This window comes from Ampullimonas aquatilis (assembly GCF_049675895.1).
In the GTDB taxonomy this organism is placed as follows: Bacteria; Pseudomonadota; Gammaproteobacteria; order Burkholderiales; family Burkholderiaceae_D; genus Ampullimonas; species Ampullimonas aquatilis.
Map to the genome: position 1 here is coordinate 3230312 of NZ_CP183834.1, position 18786 is coordinate 3249097.

Sequence of the window (18786 nt, forward strand, 5' to 3'; positions counted from 1 at the left end):
TACAGCACCTATCCATCAGCAAATGTAGAAGCGCTATTGTGACCGAAGCGGGTCAGCCAGTGACTGGATGGTGGCCAGACCCATCATGATTGAGACCAGCAATTGACCGACGACTTGGACAATCGGATCAACAGACAACAAACAGGCAAAAAAACGTTGACCGAACTGGCTGAAAGCCCGGTCAACGCCCACACAGAAGAAGAATTTAAGGAGTATATGTAAAAATAACTAGCTTTAGTGCTTATATATTGATTCTAATTTTTTACACCCAGGGAGTATAAAGAAAGTTAGTCGACACTTTACCCCTTATTTTTTAGCAATAATCTGATCGAACACACCGCCATCTTCAAAATGGGTTTTCTGGGCTTTGGTCCATCCCCCAAACACATCATTGATGGTGAACAGATTGACCTTGGGAAATTGGCTCGCATACTTTTTGGCAACCGTTGCATCAGAAGGACGATAGTAGTTTTGGGCGGCAATTTCCTGGCCTTGCGGGGAATACAGATACTTCACGTATTCTTCAGCCACCTTGCGGGTGCCGCGCTTGTCGACCACTTTGTCAACCACGGAGACTGGTGGCTCGGCCAGAATACTGATGGATGGCACGACCAACTCAAACTTGTCCGGACCCAGCTCCTTGATAGCGAGGAACGCTTCGTTTTCCCAAGCCAGCAAGACATCACCCTGACCGCGTTCAACAAACGTTGTGGTTGAACCGCGTGCGCCCGAATCCAGCACCGGTACATTGGCATACAGTTTGGTCACAAAGTCTTTTGCCTTGGCTTCATCCTTGCCATTTTGATTCAGTGCATAACCCCAGGCAGCCAGATAATTCCAACGCGCGCCACCGGATGTTTTCGGGTTGGGCGTAATCACGGCAATACCAGGTTTAACCAGATCACCCCAATCGCGAATATTTTTTGGATTACCCTTGCGCACCAGAAACACGATGGTGGACAGATAAGGCGAGCTATTGTTGGGCAAACGTTTTTGCCAGGCGTCAGGAATCAGTTTGGCTTTTTCGGCAATTTCATCAATATCATAAGCCAGTGCCAAGGTCACCACATCGGCTTCCAGGCCATCAATCACGGCACGCGCCTGTTTGCCCGAACCACCGTGGGAAGCATTCACCGTGACTTTTTCACCGCTATGAGACTCGGCCCAATGCTTGGCAAATGCAGTGTTGTAATCTTTATATAACTCGCGGGTTGGGTCATACGACACATTGAGCAACGTCACATCTGCCAGCGCAGCGGTACTACTGAATAACACCAGCGCTGCTGCAATCAACTTGGGGCGCAACGAAGCTGTTTTTGAAAATTTGCGGGTAAAACCAAATGTCATCATTCTCTCCATGAGTTTTATCAATAAGTGATGAAGAGAGATTAAGAAAATTCGGCCATGCTGTGAACGAATATTCACGCATGTCTTAGTACGATAAATACATAAGCAGGTTGACCAGACCTGCACAACTCAACCGCCGTTAATCGAGATAACGTTCCGGCAATTGCAAAATGGCCTGGGCATTGGAAGGGGAAAAACATTGCCTTGCCGCCTCCTGATAAGGCAGCCAGCGCCAGGCTCGATGCTCGTTGGGCGCTAAGGTGACGGCAATATCACGCGGCACACAAACACTGAAGACTCGCTCCAGATTTTCCATCACGCCTGGTGCATAACGGTGTCGCCAAGCCTCCAAAATGACATAAGTCTGACTCTGCTCCCAATCAATGAGTTCAAACTCGCTCACATCAATTCCGGTTTCCTCGGCAACTTCGCGCGCTGCTGTCACTTCCCATGGCTCGTCCAAGCTGTCTTTGCTACCCGTGACACTCTGCCAAAAACCTGGATGCTTGACGCGCTCCAATAACAACACCTCCAGCTCGGGCGAATGAATGACAACGAGGACTGATTGCGGGATTTTGTAATTCATGACAATGGTGACTGCAACTTGGGATGGGTTTCCAGATAGGCTTTACGCTCCGCAGTATAGTGCCACCAGGGCAAAGCCGGTGAGCCTTCCATGAAGCGCACAGCAGCAATCAAGGTATCGATCACACAGGGATCATGACGCGACCTCGTCAACTGACAGAGTTGCAGATAAAGCGCATAGGGATCACGCCCCACCAACTGACTCGGATTGAAAATTTCAAGTAATCGAAAATCTTTCACCATGGCCGGACCAATATTGGGAATCTGTTCAAGATGAATTGCCTGTGCTGCTGTGATTACTTTTTTCATACGCCCTCAAAATGCAAACAGGGCGCTTGCGCGCCCTGTTGACTGTACAACCATCAAATTTCGCTTAAACGATTTTTGGTTCAGCATGACGCAAACGGATATGCAGCTCACGCAATTGTTTTTCATCGACTTCGCTCGGTGCTTGAGTCAACAGACACTGGGCACGTTGGGTTTTAGGGAAGGCAATCACGTCACGAATTGATTCGGCACCAGCCATCATGGTGACAATCCGATCCAGACCAAAGGCCAAACCACCGTGGGGTGGCGCACCGTATTGCAACGCGTCGAGCAGGAAGCCAAACTTGATGCGCGCCTCTTCTTCACCAATATTGAGCGCACGGAATACCTTGCTCTGCACTTCTTCACGATGAATCCGCACTGAACCACCACCGATTTCCCAACCATTCAGGACCATATCGTAGGCCTTGGCAATGCACTTGCCCGGATCGGTAGCAAGCCAGTCTTCGTGGCCATCCTTTGGTGAGGTGAAGGGATGATGCAAGGCCACCCAGCGCTGATCTTCTTCATCATATTCAAACATCGGAAAGTCAACCACCCACAATGGTCTCCAGGCATCTTCGAGCAGACCATTGGCCTGACCAAATTCGCTATGACCAATCTTGACACGCAATGCGCCCAGCGCATCATTGACCACCTTGGCCTTGTCGGCGCCAAAGAAAATCAGGTCACCATCTTTGGCGCCGGTACGACTGATGATTTCGGCCAGGACTTCGTCACTGATGTTTTTGACGATCGGACTTTGCAGACCATCGCGACCCTTGGCTACTTCATTGACCTTGATATAAGCCAGACCCTTGGCACCATAGATCGCCACAAACTGGGTATAGGCGTCGATCTCGCTACGCGACATGCTCGCGCCCTTGGGCACATTGAGCGCAGCCACGCGGCCGTCATCCATGTCGGCGGCACTTTTGAAAACTTTAAACTCAACCGACTTCATCAACTCGGTCAGCTCGGTAAATTCGAGCTTGACGCGCAGATCAGGTTTGTCTGAACCATACTTGGCCATTGCATCGGCAAAGGTCATGCGTGGGAAGGGATTGGCCAGATCAATATCCAGTACCGTTTTAAAGATACCCTGGATCATGTGCTCCATCATGCCGGTGATATCGTCCTCGTCCATGAACGAGGTTTCAATATCAATCTGGGTGAATTCCGGTTGGCGATCAGCGCGCAGATCTTCATCACGGAAGCATTTGGTAATTTGATAATAACGATCAAAGTTGGCCACCATCAGCAATTGCTTGAACAACTGGGGTGATTGCGGCAAGGCAAAGAAATGCCCCGCGTTGACCCGTGATGGCACCAGATAATCGCGTGCACCTTCTGGCGTGGACTTGGTCAGCATCGGTGTTTCAATATCAATGAAGCCATTGGCATCCAGAAACTTGCGCACTTCCATGGCCACACGATAACGCAGGCGCATATTGTTTTGCATTTGCGGACGACGCAGATCCAGCACCCTGTGCGTCAGACGAGTTGTCTCGGACAGATTGTCGTCGTCAAGCTGGAACGGTGGCGTCACCGAGGGATTCAAGATTTCGAGTTCATGACAAAGCACTTCAATCTTGCCACTCTTGAGATTGGCGTTTTCAGTGCCAGTTGGACGATTGCGCACCACACCAACCATCTTCATACAAAACTCGTTACGCACTGACTCGGCGGTCTTGAAGACTTCGGCGCGATCAGGATCGCACACCACTTGCACCAGTCCTTCACGGTCGCGCAGATCAATAAATATGACGCCACCATGATCGCGGCGACGATGAACCCAGCCGCACAAGGTGACAGTTTGCCCAAGCAGGGCTTCGGTTGTCAGACCGCAATAGTGAGTGCGCATTGCCATGTGTTTTCTCTTATAGGTAATCTGTTGGTCTTATCTCTGATTTGCTTGAATCGGCTTGCTTGACCAGCTTATCTTTTAATTCGGGTGTACAAGCCCTCTATTTTGCCAGTAAAGCCATTGCTGCTGAAAATCTATCGCTTGCCAGGACGGGTTGGCACGTCATGTGGCATGGGTACGACCACGCCCATCGACACAATATACTTGAGCGCAGCATCCACGCTCATGGACAATTCGACCACCTCGGACTTGGGCAAAATCAGAAAAAAGCCGGAGGTGGGATTGGGCGTCGTCGGTACATAGACGCTGACAAAATCATCACCCAGATGATCGCTCACCTCGCCGCCCGGCACACCCGTTTGAAAGGCGATGGTCCAACTGCCCTTGCGCGGATATTCCACCAGCAAGGCTTTACGAAAGGCATTGCCATTGGGTGACAGCAAGGTATCGGAAACCTGCTTCACACCCGAATAGATGGAACGCACGATCGGAATACGCCCGAGTAAACCTTCCCAACCTTCTAAGAAACGCTGCCCAATGAAATTGTGAGTGAGCAGGCCAACCATCAGAATGATGGCCAGCGTCAAAATCACCCCCAATCCTGGGATGGACATACCAAACAGTTGTTCTGGCCGCCAGACGCTCGGCAACAGCAAGAGCGATTGATCCATCGTGCTGACAATCAGATTGAGCACCCACAGCGTGATGGAGAGTGGTACCAGAACCAGCAGACCGGTAATGAAATAGAGTCTCACGTTAATTGCCTTGATTCAAAAATAATCTTTAACCACTTTAGCTGCCAGTAGCCGGTGGCGTGGCGGGTGTAGCAGGTGCAGCGCCGGTACTTTCGCTACTGCCACTATCCGTACTTTTGGTACTGCCACTGCTATCACCTTCGCCACCTGATACTGACTCGGACTTGGTCGCAGCCGTACCCGCAGCGGCATTATTGGCACCACCTCGAAAATCAGTCACATACCAGCCAGAACCCTTGAGCTGAAAGCCCGCCGCAGTCACTTGCTTTTTAAAAGTGGACTGATTGCAGTGTGGGCACTCAGTCAGGGGTGGATCACTGATTTTTCGTAAAACATCTTGGGCAAATCCGCAGGCTTCGCACTTATAAGCATAAATAGGCATGATCAATTCTCTAGACAGACACAGTATGGCATTGCTGCATTGCAGTTTCTTTGCAAAGCCTTGAATTATAAATCTTTCTGCTCTGCAACAGAATGTAATGGCAAAACTGCTCCGCTGCGAGTAGAAATCAACAGAGAACCAAGCAACATACCGACCATACTGGCAAATAATCCAGCCAATTGAGGTGGCCAGAGTCCTTCCGGTGCGGTAAATTCAAGTATCAACCAGACAGTCAGTCCACCAACAATCGAAGACAATGCCCCCATGTTATTGGCGCGCCGCCAATACAATCCGCAAGTAAGCGGTACAAAGGCGGCAACCAGTGTCACTTTGTAGGCATTTTCAACCATCTTGAAAATGCTTAAATGAGAATTCAACGCAAAGATGGTGACCAGACAAGTAAAACCCAGTACGGTGATACGCATCAGACGCAATAATTTTCTATCGGTCAGGTGCGGCAACATGGGTTTAAGAATATTTTCGGTAAAAGTTACCGAAGGTGCCAGCAGAGTGGCCGAGGCGCAGCTCTTGATCGCCGACAGCAATGCGCCAAAGAACATGATTTGCGCCACCAACGGTGCCTGGGTAAGAATCAGTTGCGGCAAGATCAGCTGTGAGTCAGTACCCATCAGTGACTCAACCATTTTCGGATCAATCAAGGTCGCCGAATACGCCAGAAATAGTGGCACAAAAGCAAAAATAAAATACAGTACACCGCCCAGGATGGAAGCCCGTCCCGCAATCTGCTCATTCTTGGAAGAGGCCACCCGCTGAAAAACGTCTTGTTGCGGGATCGAACCGAGCATCATGGTCACCAATGCGGCAGCAAAAGCCAGCATCTCTTTCAAATCCAGTGAAGGCAACATACTGAATTTACCCGCTGCTGCCGCATGCTGCACCACGGCTGGCACGCCACCGACCATGCCGCTAACCGTACCGCCAATATAGAGCATGCCAATCACAATGATGATCATCTGAATAAAATCCGTCACTGCTACCGACCACATACCGCCAAAGAGCGTATAGATCAGCACACTGCCCGCGCCAATCAGCATCCCCTGTGTCTGCGTCACTGCACCACTGGAAACCACATTGAAGACTAGTCCCAAGGCCGTGATCTGCGCGGCAACCCAACCCAGATAGGAGATCACAATGCACACCGTGGTCAACGTTTCCACCGTACGACTGTAACGCTTGCGATAAAAGTCCCCAATTGTGAGCAGCTTCATCCGGTACAACGGCTTGGCAAAAAACAACCCGACCAAAATCAGGCACAGGGAAGAACCAAACGGATCGGCAACGATGCCGGAAAAACCTTCTTTGAGAAAAGTCGCAGGAATACCCAGTACGGTTTCAGAACCGAACCAGGTAGCAAACACGGTGGCGGTCACCATGTAAAAAGGCAGACTACGTCCCGCTACTGCAAAATCACCGGCGGTGTGCACCTTTTTGGCGGCCCAAAGACCAATGCCAATCGAGATAACCCAATAGGTGATGACAAAGAACAGCAGCACGATGTCGGTTTCCTGGGAGGAAAAAAAGATCAGAAATTATAGCGGCAGCTGTTGGCAAAATGCTGCTCACCAAGCCATCAATATGATGGTGATGGCCTGACAAAATAGGATGTTTAGTCCTGCAATAGCCGTGAAGCCTCTGGCTTGTCGGACATAACGTGCTGAATCAGACGGCGATGCAGGATTTCACGCTCCGCAGAAGGCAATTTGCACAACCTGGCAAAAGAGGCACTCGGAAGTTTTTTGTAAGTGCGGCGATCCTGGCGAAAACGGTTTTCACGCCAGCCCATCAGCTGCAACCATTCCCAGATGGATGGCGGGCACTCTTGAGTCACGATCAACGATACATCATTGCGAATCAGCATGGCACCTTCTTGCGGAACTTTGGAAGAAGCACCCGGCAAGGTTCGCTTGACCCGGATATTGAACAACGATCGGAGCTTGTCCTTAATTACATTAGACATCTTGTCCTGCCAGAATGGAAATGACGCAATTTTAATTAATCCAGGCCTGCTAAAAGCAGATTGAAGCTTTTAAATAACCCTGGCTCCGTGATTTTTTACATATCGTAACGTTTATTCAAGCGTGGTTTCACCTTAGTCCACAAACAGTGCAGGATGCAGATGTAACCAGACCTGCATGACAATCAGGGCCAATACAAAACCCATGACAAAATAAATCACCACAGTGAGCAGTCGATTAGTCTTGCGTTGCTCGATGAGCAATATCCGCAACAACTGGCTTTGCTCGGTTTCGGCCGGCTTGCTCAAAGCCTGATGCACCAGCCTGGGCAGCTGCGGCAAGGTTTTGCTCCAACGCGGCGCCTCCGCTTTAAAACGCTCCAGTGCACCACGCCAGCCCATCTGTTCACTCATCCAGGTCTCTAAATACGGTTTGGCGGTTTTCCATAAATCGAGATCTGGATCAAGCTGTCGACCCAGCCCCTCAATATTAAGCAGAGTTTTTTGCAGTAGCACCAGCTGTGGCTGAATTTCCACATTAAAGCGTCGGGAAGTTTGAAACAAGCGCAGCAGAACCTGGCCAAAAGAAATTTCCTTGAGTGGCCGATCAAAAATGGGCTCACAACAGGTTCTCACTGCAGCTTCCAGTTCTTCTACCCGTGTAGTTGGCGGCACCCAGCCAGATTCAATATGCGCCTCGGCGACCCGTTTGTAATCACGCCGGAAAAAAGCCAGAAAGTTTTGCGCCAGATAGTCCTTATCAAAATCGTTGAGCGTTCCGACAATACCAAAATCGAGCGCAATATAGCGACCAAATGTGGCTGGATCGATACTGACAAAAATATTGCCCGGATGCATGTCAGCATGAAAGAAACCATCACGAAATACCTGGGTGAAAAAAATTTCCACGCCATCACTGCTCAATTTACTCAAGTTGACACCGGCATCACGCAAGGCATCAATCTGCGAAATCGGAATACCATGCATGCGCTCCATGACCAGCACATTGGTCGTGCAATAGTCCCAGATCATTTCGGGAATGATCAGCAGATCGGAATTGGCAAAGTTACGCCGTAACTGGCTGGCGTTGGCCGCCTCGTGCATCAAGTCCAGTTCGTCATGCAGATATTTGTCAAATTCGGCCACCACTTCCTTGGGCTTCAAACGCTTGCCATCGGCAAACAGCTTTTCGACCAGTCCGGCCAGATCACGCATCAAGGCCAGATCTTCATCAATCACCTTGTTCATGCCCGGGCGCAGTACTTTGATAGCCACTTTGCGATGCGCATGCTTGAGATCGTTCAACACACCAAAATGCACCTGCGCAATCGAAGCACTGGCCACTGGAATGGGATTGAATTCAAGAAACAGTGCTTCAATCGACTTACCGAAAGATTTTTCAATCTGTTTGATGGCCAGCTCGGAATCAAACGGTGGCACGCGATCCTGCAGATGTGCGAGCTCGTCGGCCAGATCGGCGGGCAGCAAATCACGTCGTGTCGACAAGACCTGGCCAAACTTGACGAAGATCGGCCCTAATGACTCCAGCGCCATACGCAAGCGTTCGCCACGCGGCGCATCAAGCTTGCGACCAAAGGTAATGACTCGAACCAGCCGCTTGATGGCGGTTTGCTGAAAACCCGACAGGACCAATTCATCCAGGCCATAGCGAAAGAAAATCAGACCAATGCGGCACAAACGCAGATAACGCAGTATCAACATCATGCGCCCTGCCTTTGCTTACCAAGAGTTTGCTGCGAAGTGGCTAAAGCCTGCAAGCGTTCAATCCGTTTGTCGAGCCGATCCACGCCCTCACGCACCTGACGCACGCCCAGCAACCAGTCACTCAGCAAACTTTTTGGCGTGAGGGTGGCCTGCTCTTCAGTCAGGTATTCGCTCAAGCCATGCACAATACTACTGGCCCCCTGTTGCAGATTGCTTAAAACCTTCTGACCTGAAGTCACCACACGTCGTGCCACCGCCCCACCGACATACTGACTCAAACCCTGCTCCCAGTCTGGCCGCAGATGTTGCGCCAGATCAGCCAATGCCCGCGCCAGTTCGGCGTCACCCTCAATCCGCACGGCACGCAGCAAGGCGGCTTCCCGTTCCGCTTCAAGCAACCAGGGAAAACCCAGCAAACCCGACAGCGTGACCTGCAAGCTGACATCGGCACGCAGTTGGCCATCGGTACGATGTGTTGTAGCCTCTGACTCATTATTTTGATTGGGATCAATCAGACTGAACAGACCCGTCGCTTCGATTTTTAACCAATTTTCAGCATCATCCAGCAATGGCTGCGCTTGCAAAGCCATGGTCTTGCCAACGAAGCCTTGCAGGCGTTCCGCAGCCCAGGGTTCGGCTTGCAGCAGACGATTGGTGGCTGCCAGAAACAGTGGCCAGGAAGGCAGCCGGGGCAATGATGGATGAGTGGCGTGATTAGAGGACAAAATAACGATTATTCAATTCAAGTCGAAGAAGGGCTGATTAAGGATTCAACAATGAGTAAAAAGGTGCATCAATGAAGGTACATAAATGCCGAATCATGGTGTTTGATTCTACTGCCTGCTGACAGCAGAACAAGCTGTCAGAAACCCTCTGTCACCCTGTTGCACGCCATCACAATTGCATACCCAGTTCACGCAGACGCGCCACATCGTCAGCACTGATTGGCAGTTGCTCATCACGGGCCCGCGTCACCAGTGCCTGCCAGCGTTGCCAAACATCATCACTCGGGCCATTCAGACCTTGCCGGTGTTTGCTGGCCAGCCGCAAAATCTGTCTTTGCATGCGCTCGGCTGACCATTGTGCCGGGCTATCCACTGCAGCTTCAATTTCCAGATCCAGTACTGCATGCAACCAAACCTGCTTGGCAGGCAACACGACATCTGACTCACCGCTTTGCAATGAACTGAGCAGCTCAGCAATGATGCTGCTGCGCTCTTGTTGCAGCAGATGATGTTGCTGGTCACGCACCGCCTGTTGCGCCAAACGATATTGCTGCAACAGACTGGCTTCGCTGGCACGCGGCAGTTGCCCGAGCGCGTCCCATTGCTGGCTCAGTGCGGCCTGCTGCTGACGAATGCTGTCGCCATCCGCAGCTTGCGCCAGGGTTTGCAGGCTGGCCAATACGGCCTCAGCCTGTTGTTGATGGCGTTGTCGCTCGGCATCAGCGGCTTGCGCCTGTTCACGTCGCGCCGCAAAGACGCCATCACAGGCCGCACGAAATGCGAGCCAAAGACGCTCCTCATCGGCGCGTTGCAAAGGCAAGGCACGCGCACACTGTTGCCACTGATTTTGCATTTCCTGCACTTTACTGGCAGCTTCGCGACCAGGGATGATGTCGGTCACGGCACGAATCAGTTTTTCGCGTGCCGCAATTTCATGCTGGCGCGCGTTATCGAGCTGATTGGTCAGCCCACGCAAAGCCGTTTGGTAACGCTCCCAGACTGGCTGAAAATCGCGCCGTGGAATTCGTAACTCGGCCTTTTCATCGGTATCGCTCAATGCCTGCCAGCGTTTGCGACTGTCATTGACAAACTGGCTGAGCTGCTTGAAATCAAAACCACTGGCGCTGGTTGCCGCGCTATCGGTCGATGCAGGCACCGCCGGCTGTCCCTGCAAACCCTGCGCATAGGCCTCAATCTGTTCAATCAGGCCAATCCGCAAGGCCAGTGCAGCGGCGCGCAGCTTCCCCTGCTCATCAAAATGTTCTTTGGCGCGGGCATAGGCCGCATTGCAGGCGCTATCAAAACGCAGCCACAGTGCATCACCGGCGGGTGCGCCAGTCTTGTCCAGCGCCTTCCATTGCTGACGCAATTCGGCCACGATATGCGCCAGATCATCGGGGGGAATCGGCAAGCTGGCAATGCGTTCTGCTTCGGCTACCAGCTCATCACGTTTGCCCTGGCCAGCAAAACTCTGCCAACCTTTGAGACGCCCCAGCTCACTGCGCAACTCCTGCAGCTGCCGTTTGGTCTGCCGCGGCAAAACACTTAACCAATCCGGAGCATTGGGTACACTCAACCCCGCGGTACCGGCTTGCAGCAGTTGCCGTTGAATTTCTGCATCGACCGATTTCTTTAAACGACCTTCGGCCTGCTGGGCATCACGAATCTGGCCAGCATCCAACTGGGTCTGTATTTGCTGAACCTGCTCATGCCAGGTCTGGCCCAGCTGCTCACTGATTTGCACACTAAAACGCGACAGGCCAGCGACGACGGTCAGTGCTGGCGCGGGTTCGGCCAGCTCGACTACGCTCCCTGGCGTGGTAGGCTCAGTGGATGGACTGACTTCATTAGCGCTATCGGCAACAGACTCAACAGCCTTTTGTGCCGCCAAAGTTGCCGGCATCGCCGCTGGTATTGCTGTCACCGGGGCAGCCTTGGCTTGTTGCGCGGCCTCGGCCCGCGCGCGCTCCTGCTCTCGTGCCTGCTGCTCCGCCTGCTGACGCTGCCGCTCATGGTTCTGCCGCTCGCTGGCCAGGCGCACCTCAATCCGCTCACGAATGCTGGCAAAACGAACGCGGGTAGCATCTGTCAAACCAATCGACACCGCAATGATTTCGCGCGTTTGCAAAACCTGGCGGGCGATGATTTCCCAGCTCTTGTCGAGATCGGCCAGCTTGTTTAAAGCCAGCACTGGCGCATTGAACAACGCCTCAGCTTCGAGACAAAGTACCTGCGCTTCCTGATTCAACAATACCGATTTAGCCAGCACCCCCGACAACTCACGAGCGCGCTGCACCATACGCCGGTCACGCGCCTTGAAGGCACTGGTGACATCAATCAGCCAGGTGCGCAACGCATCCGCATCGGTCTGGGTTTTGACGGCAATTTCAAACGCCGCACCCCGTTGCGCGGCGCCCACATCTTGCATAAAGAGCAGCAAACTTTCTGGCGAACCCTCACTGGGTAAAGGTTTGGGCACCACCGGCTGCTTGCCGGCAGCACTGCCCGCAGGTGTCTTGGCCGCTGCTGTTTCAGCAGTTTTACCGTCTTTGGCTGACGCTTTATCGGTGCCCTTGAACCAGTTTTTAATGAGTTTGAGCATGTCCTGAAATGGTCCTAATTCTCTGCATTGCACAAAATATACCCCCTTAGTGTATAAAAAATAAGGGTATATATAATTTACCTAAGCAAGATGAAAATGAATTTTTATATGGGAGTATCTATTCTCTCATTATAGAAGGGCAAGCCGCGTTCAGCTGTAGTTTTTTGCGCAACTGCCGTAATCACTACCATGAAAGATCCTCACATCCTCATTCGCCAAGCCAGCCTCGAAGATCTGCACGAGATCGTGCCGCTCTTTGACGCTTACCGACAATTCTACGGACGTAGCAGCGATTGTGCTGCGGCCACGGTATTTTTGCGGGAACGCCTGTTTAAAAAGGATTCGCTGATCTTTGTCGCCCAGGACAACGCCGCCTTGCAGGCTGGCCGTCTGGTGGGTTTTGTACAGATTTATATCAGCCTGAGTTCAATTGGCCTCAAGCCTGCCTGGATTTTGAATGATTTGTACGTGTTGCCCAGCGTGCGCAGTCGCGGAGTCGGTTTTGCACTGGCCGAAGCTGCCAGCGCTCATGCGGTTGCCGAAAATATCAAGATCATGCGCGTCGTGGTGCAAAAGGACAATCCGGCAGCACGCAAGCTGTATGAAAAACTGGGTTATCAGCGTGACAACAAAAGCGATCATTACGCCTTGCATATTGGTTGACTGCAACGTCGTCAACACACAACCAGCCAGACGTTGCCCGTTACCTCATTAAAACTCATCAGTCCTTATTGGCTGGCTTGCCGCCTTCGCGCAATTTTTGCCGTTCGGCTTCGTATTGATCATAAGTGGGCCGTTTTTCCTTCTGCACCGGTCCGGTCTCGGGAATGCCATGATCGCGTCGGTATTGCTGCTGATACTGCTGATTGGTGTCATTCAAAATTTCGTAGCCCGCCTGGCTGGCACAGCCGGAAAGGCCAGCGATCAATAATAAGGCAGTCCATGCCAGGTTCTTGCGGGTTAATTTAAGACTGGGTGAGTACGTCATATTTTACTAGTCAGAATTTAAAAATGAGAATTCAATGAATCGTGTTCATCGGTCGTTGCTTTATCCTGCTTCAATCCGGCAATAATCATTCTTGATGGTCATGAATGATTACAATTTTTTCCAGAAACGATCGACTCTGGGCAACCAGTTATCCTTGATCGCTGCTGACACCAAAATCCGATCAGCCCGACCAATCAGCAATTCACGCGGCACCAGACCAAAGTAACGCGAGTCGGCGCTATTGTCACGGTTATCGCCCAGCATCAAATATTGATCCGCTGGCAATGTCACCGGATCAAAATCATCACGTGCATTGACACGCTCCAACCATTGCACGCTATGCACCACACCACCTAAATCTTCTGTCGCACGATGCGCCATCACCACTTGCCCTTGGCCATAAGGCTCTGGCATTTGGGCACCGGCCTCATAGGCTACCGGTTCACCATTGATGATCAGACGCTTGCTGCGCATTGCAATCACATCACCCGGCAAACCGATAACGCGCTTCACCAGCCGAACATGGTCGGCGGGCGAATTGAAAGTAACGACATCACCGCGCTGCGGCTCACCCAAACGCGCGACAGTCAAATGCGTCAAAGGCAGTTTGAGGTCATAAGCCAAGCGATTGATGAAAATCACATCGCCTTCCAGAATGGTCGGGCGCATGGAACCCGTTGGCACCGGATTCCAATCGGCCACAGCTGTGCGAAACAGACCCATGCACAGCAGTAAAGCGATAAAGACTCGGTTATCTTTTAAAAACTGGCGCAGCTTTTTCCACATGATTTCTCTCCTTGGCAAACTGTGTATTCGGACAAAGTCTCAGCGAAATTGGTTCAAACGATATTCATTCAAATCACATCGGTTCAAACCGGCTTGAGTTTGAACATACCCTTGCCCGGCTTGTCGTTGTTGCCACCACTGCTTGCGGCAGTACCTTGTCCAAAGGACAGCATGCGCTGCAACGCCGCCACATATTCCTGCAAGGCATTTCGACCAGTTTCGGTCAGCATGAACACCGTTTGCGGGCGACCAATGCCGGACTCTTCGCTGCTTTCCTTGCGCACTTCCACATAGTCCACGGCAATCAGCTTTTTGATATGCGAATCCAGATTGCCATCAGACACAGCCAACTCACGCTTGAGTTCTGAAAAGGTTGCCTCGCCCGAACCTGCCAGGTAGGCGGCAATTTGCGTGCGCAGTGGTTGGTGCAAAGTAGGATCAAGCGTTTCCATAACGATTGCTCTAAAAAATAATGACATTCATCTGGAGAGGCAATCATCTCACCACAAAGTTGAGTGATGATGATTGCCCTGCCAGTCCTATTTGAGATTGAACTCTGCAGCCAGGCTACCCTTGCTGACTGAATCAAAAGTACGGCCATCGGGCCCATAGCCGGGCAGTGTGATCACAAACTTGCTGTCCAATATTTTTTTGCTGAAATCCCAATGCTTGCCATCAAAACTGGCCATATCCTGATAAACATAAAAATCACGTTTCAGTTTAGGCAAGAGCTGAGCTTGGGTTGGCTCAGTCAGTAAAGTACCGGTAACACTCGCATTGACGGGCAAGGGCGTACCCGCAGGATAGAGCAGCACATAATCGGGCACCTGCGCTGTTTCGCCATAACGCACCACCGGCTTGCTGCTCAGCGTGGCATCATTGAGGGGTGCCATACCGGCACAGCCAGCCAGCGTACCGGCAAGCATTAAAGTGAATAAGTGAGTCGTGGTCAACATGATAGCTCCTAGGTTAATAACCATTTGCTAGAGCGGCCGCAATGCATATGGGGGTTAAAAAATCAAAATTCAAATAAATATGTAGCTGATGAAATACTCAATTGGGTCGAATATCAGCATCCATACGCGCCTTGATGACTGGGCCGCCTTCCGGCGTTAATTCGCCACGAATCCAGGGAATATGCAGGGTGGCACTACCCAATACCGGATGCCAGCCCTGACCATCCAGCCGGAACTCTCCCGTTGGTTTGCCATCGAACAACATGAAGGTCATCGGCCTGGCCAGCTTGAAGCGCAAAGACTGCGCCCCGTTTTCAAAAAGATTGCCTGAGAGCATGAAATCGATTGGCACCTCGCTGCCCGCAGGCAGTTGCACGCTGTAAAACCCCTGCCAGACAATATGATTGTTCGCCTCAGCCTGTCTGGCCTGAAACTGTTCCAATGTGAGCGCAATCGCATCTGCATGAGCATCTTTTTGTCCTAGAAGATGCATGGCCCAAGGCAAGGCCAAGACTGCGAGTAGCCAGCCGAGCATTTGCAACAAGCGCTGCCAGGCATGCGTCTGCATACCTTTATCAGGCATGAAGGCCAACAGCGGTAAACCCATTCCAAAGATTGAAGCTGCGACCCATTTGGTATCACGATAAGGCAACCCCATGACAATGGTGGCGACCGCCATGACGATCATCAACACACCACACCACTCCAGCAATTCATCCGAAAACAGACCATGAATGTACAGACCCATACCCAGCGCAATCACCCAGACTGCATTAACGATCAAATTACCGCCAAAGAAAAACGCCGAGAAGGTAAATAGCGTGGCCATGCCAATCAAGAGCCACCAGACCTTGATGATTTGCCGATGCACAAACGACCAGATTTCATCACGCTCACGTTTGACCTTGCGGGTCAGATGCCAATCGGCAAACCCAATCGCACCCAAACTCGTCAGCAATAAAAGCAGCCAGGCAAAAGCGCGTTGATGCAGATCTGGAAATTGCTCATTGGTGAGAATATGTTCACTGCTCGCCATCAAGCCACCAGAGGCCAGGCCCCACAAAATCAGGCTATGGCGCTCCATGCGCAAATTACGCTGCCCCGAAGCCAGCATGGCGTGAATGGCATTGAGCTGTTGAGAAGCAAGCTGATTCATGATGGATCAAATAGCCAATAATTAAAAATTAAACAGAATATCCAGGCAAAAACTGCATGAATGCACGTCAGCAAAATCGCCAGCACCAATCAGGCAATATCAGCTTGAGAATAAAGTGACACAACTTTCAATAGCAAATCACACCAATCACTCTGTAAAACAAAGTTTATTACTCTGCAAAACAAAGTGTCAAGTGTTTTTACCAAAATGGTTGGTTACGGCGATGACCGATCGCCCTTGATTTGCCGGCTGGATGATAAATAACCCCGTATTTAACATGCGTCGGCCAGCTCAACATGGGTTCATTGCGGACAGTTGGTCGTGATAAAGCCGACCCTTGAGCCGGGATCGCCAGTACTGATGATTGGTTGCACTTGACTACGCACACAATAAGTCGCCCCACCAGCATGCACGCGCGTCATCACCGCGCCATTGGCCAGCGGCACTTCTTCCAGCCGCGTGATGGCCAGTCCGGCATCGGCAAACGCCTTTTCAAGACGATTCATGTTATGCGCCTGACCAAGTAAATCATTGAGTCGCTTGGGTTGGGACTCGCGCAACCTGCGATCCACACTGGCCGCGCTGGCACGAGCTTGCTGGATTAAATCGGAGCCGTTTACGATGCCACTTGGCAAAGCCGATGATTCATCGGATTGCATGATTTTGCGATTGCCAACTGCGCTGCCAGATAAAGTATTGGCAACCGATTCTGTTGGTGGCTTGGCGATGGCCTGCCCGGTTGATTGCGTTGCCAGGGATTGGATGGTCTGGCTTGAGCGCGGTATTTGAAATGGCTGTGCTGGCTTTTTGGCAGACTTATCAGCATCCAGGCCATTGACTAATGCCCGCGCATGCCGATCGGCCGTATCAGGCCCGGACTCTGGTTTTGGTACACCGGAAAGATTCAGCATACGCACTTGGATTGCCTTTTGCATACCAGCGTATGGCCTGACAGGCTTCCAGGCAACTTGCTGAAACAAGAATCCAATCAATCCATGCATGGACAACACAGCAAGCGATACCAGGATGGCTCGCTTGAAAGGCCAATAATTAAAATCCAATGTTACGCCCAGCACCGCATCATCCCGTTCATTTAAGCCAACACCTCAACCACTCATACAGCATGGTCAAACAAGATATTTGAAGACGGATAGCTTACTCTGAAATACAGAGCAATGGCAATGATGGGCCGTTAATGTGAGTGCTATAGGCGCTGATAGCCTATGCCCGTTAAGGATGGGCGATGCTTGGCGGCAGTAAAACGAAATACAAAAGTGGCGAGCCGACCATTCAACCAATCACTCGCCACTTGCCAAACCTTAATCAACCGTCAAACCGACGGGTGCTTCTGCGACCAGTGCCGCCCATTCCTCATCAGTAAACAGGCGTGAACGGGTAATGAAACCGCGGCCATCCGGTGCAGTCAAGGAAAAGGTTTCGTTGCCGCCAAAGTGCAGGTCAATGATCAATTGCGTGTGTTTCCAGTATTCGTACTGAGACTCGGTAATGTAGAACGGCACGCCAGCAATATCACCAAGCATGATGTCATTGGGGCCAATCAGAAATTCTTTGGTGGTGAAGCACATCGGCGTGCTGCCATCGCAGCAGCCGCCCGATTGGTGAAACAGCAGATCGCCTTCGCGGGCTTTGAGTTCTTTGACTGCGTTAATACAGTCTTCAGTGGCTATCACGCGCTGTACCATTTTTATCTCCTCGTTTTTCAATCCATGTTGATTTGATCACCTTGGCAAACCCTTGGCAGATCCTGCGTAGATCATTACGCGCCGTCATCAGGCCGGGTTTGCTCAACGCCATGTGCCAATCATAGATCAAGCACGTAAAATCTGTTTACCAACAGTCCAGTATTATTATCCAATCATCCAAATCACCTGATTACAAGCCACCACGGCTGCTAACCCATTTTGCCATCATGACTTTGCACACCTGGTTACTTTATACACTGGCCGTTTTCATGCTGACCATGACGCCTGGACCCACCGTCTTGATGTGCATGACCAATGCGGTAAACCACGGCGCTCGTCGTACTTTTTTTGCAGCCATCGGCAGCATCACGGGTGTGCTCGCCATCATGAGCTGTTCGGCAATTGGCCTGGTGGCGGTGCTGGCTTCATCGGCAGCATTGTTTCAGGCCATCAAATGGTTGGGTGTTGCTTACCTGTTTTATCTGGGCCTCAGCACGTTTCTTTCGGGCACCACCCGCTTTGGCTTGCCCACGGCAGTCACGCCAAACACCAGCCGCACAACCTTGTATACGAAAGGTCTGCTGGTTGGCATCAGCAATCCCAAGGCACTGTTGTTTTTTACGGCATTCTTGCCACAATTCATTGACCCGACAGCTGCGCAGTTACCGCAGCTTTTGATTTTGGGTGCCACCTTTGTCTGTCTGGAATTAGGCTGGCTGATGTTTTATGCCAGCTTTGCTGCACAAATTTCACCCTGGCTGCGCAATACCGGGCGGGCGCGCCTGTTCAACCGTGTGTCGGGACTGACCTTTATGCTGGCCAGCGTGGTACTCACGACACTCCAGCGGGCGGTCAGAGAAAACTAGAAACCAGCACTAAAAGTTGAACGCTGAACCGGAAAGTACAGCCAAACCATCCACGCCACAGG

At 51.4% G+C, this 18786-nt stretch carries 21 protein-coding genes; 2 read left to right on the top strand and 19 right to left on the bottom strand.

What is annotated here, in order from left to right:
* Nucleotides 1–306: 306 nt before the first annotated feature.
* The 11 genes from ACMYR3_RS15030 to ACMYR3_RS15080 form a co-directional block, all read right to left on the bottom strand.
* Nucleotides 307–1347: a sulfate ABC transporter substrate-binding protein gene (locus tag ACMYR3_RS15030; RefSeq protein ID WP_424196555.1), complete on the bottom strand. Its 1041-nt coding sequence runs from the start codon at nucleotides 1345–1347 to the stop codon at nucleotides 307–309.
* Nucleotides 1348–1486: 139 nt separating this feature from the next.
* The gene (nudB, locus tag ACMYR3_RS15035) at nucleotides 1487–1933 is read right to left on the bottom strand and encodes a dihydroneopterin triphosphate diphosphatase (RefSeq protein WP_424192736.1); all 447 of its coding nucleotides are present in this window, start codon (nucleotides 1931–1933) and stop codon (nucleotides 1487–1489) included.
* The gene (locus tag ACMYR3_RS15040) at nucleotides 1930–2241 is read right to left on the bottom strand and encodes a helix-hairpin-helix domain-containing protein (RefSeq protein ID WP_424192737.1); all 312 of its coding nucleotides are present in this window, start codon (nucleotides 2239–2241) and stop codon (nucleotides 1930–1932) included. Before ACMYR3_RS15040 ends, nudB begins: the two co-directional genes overlap by 4 nt.
* Nucleotides 2242–2305: 64 nt before the next feature.
* Entirely contained in the window at nucleotides 2306–4108 is a 1803-nt protein-coding gene (gene aspS / locus ACMYR3_RS15045) for an aspartate--tRNA ligase (protein ID WP_424192738.1), read from the bottom strand.
* Nucleotides 4109–4239: 131 nt separating this feature from the next.
* Nucleotides 4240–4860, bottom strand: a complete 621-nt coding sequence (locus tag ACMYR3_RS15050) for a DUF502 domain-containing protein (RefSeq protein WP_424192739.1) — start codon at nucleotides 4858–4860, stop codon at nucleotides 4240–4242.
* A 37-nt stretch (nucleotides 4861–4897) separates the two neighbouring features.
* Nucleotides 4898–5242 carry an FmdB family zinc ribbon protein gene (locus ACMYR3_RS15055; protein ID WP_424192740.1) on the bottom strand — a complete coding sequence of 115 codons (345 nt, stop codon included), beginning with the start codon at nucleotides 5240–5242 and terminating at the stop codon, nucleotides 4898–4900.
* A gap of 65 nt (nucleotides 5243–5307) precedes the next feature.
* Nucleotides 5308–6756 carry a sodium:solute symporter family protein gene (locus ACMYR3_RS15060; protein ID WP_424192741.1) on the bottom strand — a complete coding sequence of 483 codons (1449 nt, stop codon included), beginning with the start codon at nucleotides 6754–6756 and terminating at the stop codon, nucleotides 5308–5310.
* A gap of 113 nt (nucleotides 6757–6869) precedes the next feature.
* A complete protein-coding gene (locus ACMYR3_RS15065; protein WP_424192742.1) occupies nucleotides 6870–7220 on the bottom strand; it encodes a hypothetical protein in 351 nt (116 codons plus the stop codon).
* Between the two features lie 132 nt (nucleotides 7221–7352).
* Entirely contained in the window at nucleotides 7353–8936 is a 1584-nt protein-coding gene (gene ubiB, locus ACMYR3_RS15070; protein ID WP_424196557.1) for a ubiquinone biosynthesis regulatory protein kinase UbiB, read from the bottom strand.
* A gap of 2 nt (nucleotides 8937–8938) precedes the next feature.
* On the bottom strand, nucleotides 8939–9667 hold the full coding sequence (locus ACMYR3_RS15075) for a ubiquinone biosynthesis accessory factor UbiJ (protein ID WP_424192743.1): 729 nt from the start codon (nucleotides 9665–9667) through the stop codon (nucleotides 8939–8941).
* Nucleotides 9668–9836: 169 nt separating this feature from the next.
* Complete coding sequence (locus ACMYR3_RS15080; RefSeq protein WP_424192744.1) at nucleotides 9837–12269, bottom strand: DUF349 domain-containing protein; 2433 nt, start codon at nucleotides 12267–12269, stop codon at nucleotides 9837–9839.
* A 189-nt stretch (nucleotides 12270–12458) separates the two neighbouring features.
* Here ACMYR3_RS15080 and ACMYR3_RS15085 point away from each other — a divergent pair, with 189 nt between their 5' ends.
* A complete protein-coding gene (locus ACMYR3_RS15085; protein WP_424192745.1) occupies nucleotides 12459–12932 on the top strand; it encodes an N-acetyltransferase family protein in 474 nt (157 codons plus the stop codon).
* A gap of 58 nt (nucleotides 12933–12990) precedes the next feature.
* Here ACMYR3_RS15085 and ACMYR3_RS15090 read toward each other — a convergent pair whose 3' ends face one another.
* The 8 genes from ACMYR3_RS15090 to ACMYR3_RS15125 form a co-directional block, all read right to left on the bottom strand.
* Entirely contained in the window at nucleotides 12991–13257 is a 267-nt protein-coding gene (locus ACMYR3_RS15090; protein ID WP_424192746.1) for a hypothetical protein, read from the bottom strand.
* A gap of 108 nt (nucleotides 13258–13365) precedes the next feature.
* Entirely contained in the window at nucleotides 13366–14043 is a 678-nt protein-coding gene (gene lepB / locus ACMYR3_RS15095; protein WP_424192747.1) for a signal peptidase I, read from the bottom strand.
* 83 nt (nucleotides 14044–14126) lie between these two features.
* Nucleotides 14127–14495, bottom strand: a complete 369-nt coding sequence (locus ACMYR3_RS15100; protein WP_424192748.1) for a transcriptional regulator — start codon at nucleotides 14493–14495, stop codon at nucleotides 14127–14129.
* Between the two features lie 87 nt (nucleotides 14496–14582).
* Entirely contained in the window at nucleotides 14583–14999 is a 417-nt protein-coding gene (locus tag ACMYR3_RS15105) for a hypothetical protein (protein ID WP_424192749.1), read from the bottom strand.
* Between the two features lie 97 nt (nucleotides 15000–15096).
* On the bottom strand, nucleotides 15097–16155 hold the full coding sequence (locus ACMYR3_RS15110) for an MFS transporter permease (protein WP_424192750.1): 1059 nt from the start codon (nucleotides 16153–16155) through the stop codon (nucleotides 15097–15099).
* A gap of 302 nt (nucleotides 16156–16457) precedes the next feature.
* Entirely contained in the window at nucleotides 16458–17090 is a 633-nt protein-coding gene (locus ACMYR3_RS15115; protein ID WP_424192751.1) for a hypothetical protein, read from the bottom strand.
* Nucleotides 17091–17474: 384 nt separating this feature from the next.
* Nucleotides 17475–17846, bottom strand: a complete 372-nt coding sequence (locus ACMYR3_RS15120) for a DUF779 domain-containing protein (RefSeq protein WP_424192752.1) — start codon at nucleotides 17844–17846, stop codon at nucleotides 17475–17477.
* Nucleotides 17833–17970 carry a hypothetical protein gene (locus tag ACMYR3_RS15125; RefSeq protein WP_424192753.1) on the bottom strand — a complete coding sequence of 46 codons (138 nt, stop codon included), beginning with the start codon at nucleotides 17968–17970 and terminating at the stop codon, nucleotides 17833–17835. The genes ACMYR3_RS15120 and ACMYR3_RS15125 overlap by 14 nt, the downstream gene beginning before the upstream one ends.
* Nucleotides 17971–18085: 115 nt before the next feature.
* Here ACMYR3_RS15125 and ACMYR3_RS15130 point away from each other — a divergent pair, with 115 nt between their 5' ends.
* On the top strand, nucleotides 18086–18724 hold the full coding sequence (locus ACMYR3_RS15130; protein ID WP_424192754.1) for a LysE family translocator: 639 nt from the start codon (nucleotides 18086–18088) through the stop codon (nucleotides 18722–18724).
* The last annotated feature ends 62 nt before the right edge of the window (nucleotides 18725–18786 follow it).

What these genes read in the sequence shown, in the direction of transcription:
- ACMYR3_RS15030 (WP_424196555.1), bottom strand. Translation starts at nt 1,347, where the DNA reads ATGACATTTGGTTTTACCCGCAAATTTTCAAAAACAGCTTCGTTGCGC.
- nudB (WP_424192736.1), bottom strand. Translation starts at nt 1,933, where the DNA reads ATGAATTACAAAATCCCGCAATCAGTCCTCGTTGTCATTCATTCGCCC.
- ACMYR3_RS15040 (WP_424192737.1), bottom strand. Translation starts at nt 2,241, where the DNA reads ATGAAAAAAGTAATCACAGCAGCACAGGCAATTCATCTTGAACAGATT.
- aspS (WP_424192738.1), bottom strand. Translation starts at nt 4,108, where the DNA reads ATGGCAATGCGCACTCACTATTGCGGTCTGACAACCGAAGCCCTGCTT.
- ACMYR3_RS15055 (WP_424192740.1), bottom strand. Translation starts at nt 5,242, where the DNA reads ATGCCTATTTATGCTTATAAGTGCGAAGCCTGCGGATTTGCCCAAGAT.
- ACMYR3_RS15065 (WP_424192742.1), bottom strand. Translation starts at nt 7,220, where the DNA reads ATGTCTAATGTAATTAAGGACAAGCTCCGATCGTTGTTCAATATCCGG.
- ACMYR3_RS15080 (WP_424192744.1), bottom strand. Translation starts at nt 12,269, where the DNA reads ATGCTCAAACTCATTAAAAACTGGTTCAAGGGCACCGATAAAGCGTCA.
- ACMYR3_RS15085 (WP_424192745.1), top strand. Translation starts at nt 12,459, where the DNA reads ATGAAAGATCCTCACATCCTCATTCGCCAAGCCAGCCTCGAAGATCTG.
- ACMYR3_RS15090 (WP_424192746.1), bottom strand. Translation starts at nt 13,257, where the DNA reads ATGACGTACTCACCCAGTCTTAAATTAACCCGCAAGAACCTGGCATGG.
- lepB (WP_424192747.1), bottom strand. Translation starts at nt 14,043, where the DNA reads ATGTGGAAAAAGCTGCGCCAGTTTTTAAAAGATAACCGAGTCTTTATC.
- ACMYR3_RS15100 (WP_424192748.1), bottom strand. Translation starts at nt 14,495, where the DNA reads ATGGAAACGCTTGATCCTACTTTGCACCAACCACTGCGCACGCAAATT.
- ACMYR3_RS15105 (WP_424192749.1), bottom strand. Translation starts at nt 14,999, where the DNA reads ATGTTGACCACGACTCACTTATTCACTTTAATGCTTGCCGGTACGCTG.
- ACMYR3_RS15110 (WP_424192750.1), bottom strand. Translation starts at nt 16,155, where the DNA reads ATGAATCAGCTTGCTTCTCAACAGCTCAATGCCATTCACGCCATGCTG.
- ACMYR3_RS15115 (WP_424192751.1), bottom strand. Translation starts at nt 17,090, where the DNA reads ATGCAAAAGGCAATCCAAGTGCGTATGCTGAATCTTTCCGGTGTACCA.
- ACMYR3_RS15125 (WP_424192753.1), bottom strand. Translation starts at nt 17,970, where the DNA reads ATGGCGTTGAGCAAACCCGGCCTGATGACGGCGCGTAATGATCTACGC.
- ACMYR3_RS15130 (WP_424192754.1), top strand. Translation starts at nt 18,086, where the DNA reads ATGACTTTGCACACCTGGTTACTTTATACACTGGCCGTTTTCATGCTG.